Genomic DNA, 4,237 nt, shown 5'->3' with positions numbered 1-4,237 from the left:
CGCCGCCGTGGAGCAGGCCCCCGACCAGGCTCCCGAGCAGCTGCCGGACCAGGCCGCCGACCAGGCCGTCGAGCAGGCTCCGGAGCAGGCCCCCGACCAGGCTGCCGAGCAGACCCCGGAAGAGGCCCCGGACCAGGCCGTCGGGGCCGAGCAGCCGGAGGCCGACGGGGACGCCGCGGAGGCCGAGGCCCCCGGCGCGGCCGCCGTCCCGGACCCGGCCGCGGCGAACACGGCCGAGGCGGTCGCCGGACAGCCGGTAGCGGCCGTGGCCGGGGTGCCCGCGCTCTTCCCCGCCCGCTGGCAGGACGCCTCCACCACCCAGCTCCCGCTGGGCGTCGGCCTGGGCCTGATCGGCTGCGGCCTGGGACTGGTCGGCCTGCGGCTGCGCAAGGACTGAGCCCCGCCAGCGCCGGTGTCGCTGCTGCGGCGGCGCAAGGGCTGGGGGCGCGGCGCGCCCGGAGCGGGCCCGGGGTTTCGGCGGCCACGGAGCGGCGGACCGCCGTGCGCGGGGCCGGGGTGCCGTCGCCGGGCGGCCGGTGGCCGGTCGGCGGACCGGGTGCGGGAACTGAGTATCCGTACGGATTCCCGCAGGGCGTCCGGAGGCGTAGCGTCGTCACGGGTGGCGCAGGACGGCGGGACGACCGGGGGCTTCCGCCCGACCAACCCCAGTGAGAGAGAATGTTGTTCATGACGAATCCGATGAACGAGCGCCCGTCGCAGGAGCCCTTCCGGGCCGGCGGCGGGCAGTCGCAGGACGGCCAGAAGGTGCTGATCGTCGGACCGGACGGGCTGCCCGTGGGCCAGGGGTTCGCCGGTGCGGCTGGGGACGGGGACGACGAGGGCGACGTGCCGCGCGAGCTCCCGGTGACCGAGATGGTCGAGCAGCCCGCCAAGGTCATGCGCATCGGCAGCATGATCAAGCAGCTGTTGGAGGAGGTCCGGGCGGCGCCTCTCGACGAGGCGAGCCGGGTCCGGCTGAAGGACATCCACGCGAGCTCGATCAAGGAGCTCGAACTGGGGCTGGCCCCGGAGCTGGTCGCCGAGCTGGAGCGGCTGTCGCTGCCGTTCACCGACGACACCATCCCGACCGAGGCCGAGCTGCGGATCGCCCAGGCCCAGCTGGTCGGCTGGCTGGAGGGCCTGTTCCACGGCATCCAGACCGCCCTGTTCGCGCAGCAGATGGCGGCGCGGGCGCAGCTGGAGCAGATGCGGCGGGCGCTGCCGCCCGGGCTGCACAGCGGCGAGCCGGACGAGGACGAGCCGGGCCAGGGCCGCGGCATCCGCTCCGGCCCCTACCTGTAGCCGCACCCGGCGGTACCCGCCGGTAGGCGCCTCCGGGCCGCCCGGACCGCGGTCGGACCGGACGTACCACGACGATCCTCCCCGGCCCCGGGCCGCCGGGCCGGGCGGTCCCCGGGCCGGGACCGGCCCCGGCCCTGGACCGATCACCGTCGGCGCGAGCCGATACCCTGGCCCCTGTCGCCGGCCGGTGGAACCGCCGCGGCAGGGGCCCGCCAGGCCAGCGGGCCGGGCCCACCACGCACGGACGAGACCGAACGTCAGGTTGCGGCGAGCACGGCCGCGCCGAGGGGGAGCAGAGGACCATGAGCGAGCACGGCAACGCGGCGGTCGAGGGCTTCTCCCTGGGCAACGGCCGCTATGTGCTGCAGCGGCTGCTGGGCGAGGGCGGCATGGCCTCCGTGCACCTCGCCCACGACCGCGTGCTGGACCGGCAGGTCGCGCTGAAGAGCATGCACAGCGAGCTGGGCCGGGACGACTCGTTCAAGGAGCGGTTCCGCCGCGAGGCCCAGGCGGTGGCCCGGCTGGAGCACCCGAACATCGTCACCGTGTACGACAGCGGCGAGGACATCGCCCCGGACGGCTCCAGCACGCCGTACATCGTGATGCAGCTGATCGACGGCAACGGCCTGCGCGAGGCGATCAACGAGGCGGTCGGCCAGTACGGCGCGATGCCGGCCGAGGAGGCCCTGAAGGTCACCGTCGGCGTGCTGAACGCGCTGGAGGCCTCGCACGACATGGGCCTGGTGCACCGCGACATCAAGCCCGGCAACGTCATGTTCGACCGCAAGGGCAACGTCAAGGTCATGGACTTCGGCATCGCCCGTGCGCTGGAATCCGGCGTCACGTCGATGACGCAGACCGGCATGGTGGTCGGCACCCCGCAGTACCTCTCGCCCGAGCAGGCGCTCGGCAAGCCGGTGGACGCCCGCTCCGACCTCTACTCGGTCGGCGTGATGCTCTTCGAGATGATCACCGGGCAGCTGGTCTTCGACGGGGACTCGGCGTTCTCGATCGCCTACAAGCACGTCCAGGAGGAGCCGCCGGCCCCCTCCACCCTCAACCGCTCGATCACGCCCGAGGTGGACGCCTTCGTCGCCCAGGCGCTGCGCAAGGACCCGGCGCACCGGTTCCAGAGCGCGGCGGCGATGCGGGACGAGGCGGAGCGGCTGATCGCGGCCGCCAAGGGCGGTGACAACGGGCACCGGCTGCAGGCCAGCACCCCGCTGGTGATCAACGAGGGCCCGCGCTCGGTGCACGCCGCTCCGCAGGCCCCGCAGACGCCCCAGCCGCAGTACCTCCAGCAGGGGGCCCAGCAGTACCGGACGCCGCCGCCCGCCTACCAGACGCCGCAGCCGCAGACCCCGCACCCGCAGTACCTCCAGCAGGGCGGGCAGCAGTACCAGACCCCGCCGCCCGCCTACCAGACCCCGCGGCCGCAGGCCCCGCACACCCCGCACCCGCAGTACCTCCAGCAGGGGGCGCACACCCCGCCGCCGCAGCCGATGCCGCAGCCGATGCCGCCGTACCAGCAGCCGAAGGCGCCCACCAGCGGCGGCGGCTGCTCGACGGCCGTGGTCGTGATCGGGATCATCGTCGGCGTGCTGGTGCTCGCGGGCATCATCATCGCGATCGTGGTCAACAAGGCGGACGAGAAGACGGGCGGCAAGTTCAGCCACGCGGACCGTCCCGCCGACGTGCTGGTCCTCGACCTCCCGGCCGACCGGAATGGCCTGCTCTGACGGTTTCCGGCAGGTTCGGGGGTACCACGGTCGTCCGCCGGAGGCGGTAGCGTTCGGGGATACGTAAGCGACAGGGCACCGCGATCCGAGCGAACGCCCGGGGCGAGGAGCGATGGCACAGACGCAGCAGCCGGACGACGACGCGGGTGTCCGGGCGGTCGGCCGGACCGGCGGAACCCCGAGGATTCCCGAGCCCGGCGGCGAGGCCCCGACCTCGGCGCTGCCGCCGGTCGCCACGGGCGGCCCGCACACCCCGGGCCGCGGCACCGCCGTGCCGCTGAGCACCGTCGGGGACGGCCGTTACCGGCTGACCTACCGGCTCGGGCGCGGCGGCATGGCCGAGGTGTTCGCCGCCGAGGACGTGCGGCTCGGCCGCACCGTCGCGGTCAAGCTGCTGCGCGGCGAGCTGGCCCAGGACGACGTCGCCCGGCTGCGCTTCACCCGCGAGGCACACGCCGTCGCGGCGCTCAACCACCACTCGATCGTCGCGGTCTACGACACCGGCGAGGAGTACGACGGGGACGAGTCCACGCCGTACATCGTGATGGAGCTGGTCGAGGGCCGCACCGTCCGCGAGCTGCTGGCGGACGAGGAGGCGCCGCCGGTCGACCAGGCGCTGATCATCATCGCCGGGGTGCTGGAGGCGCTCGCCTACAGCCACCGCAGCGGCATCGTCCACCGCGACATCAAGCCCGCCAACGTGAGCATCACCAACGCCGGCGCGGTCAAGGTGATGGACTTCGGCATCGCCCGGGCGCTGACCGGCGGGGCCACCACGATGACCCAGACCGGCATGGTCATGGGCACCCCGCAGTACCTCTCGCCCGAGCAGGCGCTCGGCAAGCCGGTCGACCACCGCTCGGACCTGTACGCGGCCGGCTGCATGCTCTACGAACTGCTCACGGTGCGACCGCCGTTCACCGGCGACACCCCGCTGTCGGTGGTCTACCAGCACGTCCAGGACCCGCCGGTGCCGCCCTCGCAGGCCAACGGCCGGGTGCCGGCCGGCCTCGACGCGCTGGTGCTGCGCTCGCTCGCCAAGAACCCGGACGACCGCTTCCAGGACGCCGACGAGTTCCGCGCCCACGTCCAGCACGCGCTGCGCGAGATGCACGGCGCGGGCGGGGCCGCCTGGGCCGGCGGGGCCGCGGTCGACACCGGCGCGACCCAGGTGCTCCGGCCGGACCAGGCCGCGG

General features: G+C 74.4%; 3 protein-coding genes and 1 pseudogene. All 4 read left to right on the top strand.

From position 1 onward, the window contains the following. Positions 1–397: pseudogene (locus tag AE652_RS36460) on the top strand (hypothetical protein); the annotation flags it as partial. 290 nt (positions 398–687) lie between these two features. Further along, a complete protein-coding gene (locus tag AE652_RS36455) occupies positions 688–1,302 on the top strand; it encodes a bacterial proteasome activator family protein (RefSeq protein ID WP_198959330.1) in 615 nt (204 codons plus the stop codon). Between the two features lie 302 nt (positions 1,303–1,604). Beyond that, entirely contained in the window at positions 1,605–3,041 is a 1,437-nt protein-coding gene (locus tag AE652_RS36450; protein WP_063780383.1) for a protein kinase, read from the top strand. Positions 3,042–3,153: 112 nt separating this feature from the next. After that, on the top strand, positions 3,154–4,237 hold a 1,084-nt coding region (locus AE652_RS36445), incomplete at its 3' end, for a protein kinase (RefSeq protein WP_159028659.1).

The sequence above is a fragment of the Kitasatospora sp. MY 5-36 genome, from assembly GCF_001182915.1.
Lineage (GTDB): Bacteria > Actinomycetota > Actinomycetes > Streptomycetales > Streptomycetaceae > Kitasatospora.
The sequence above is the reverse complement of the archived record's forward strand: the minus strand, read 5'-3'. Positions and strand labels throughout refer to the sequence as shown.

Excerpts from the sequence above, each read along its gene's own strand:
- AE652_RS36455 (WP_198959330.1), top strand. The coding sequence starts at position 688 with ATGACGAATCCGATGAACGAGCGCCCGTCGCAGGAGCCCTTCCGGGCC.
- AE652_RS36450 (WP_063780383.1), top strand. The coding sequence starts at position 1,605 with ATGAGCGAGCACGGCAACGCGGCGGTCGAGGGCTTCTCCCTGGGCAAC.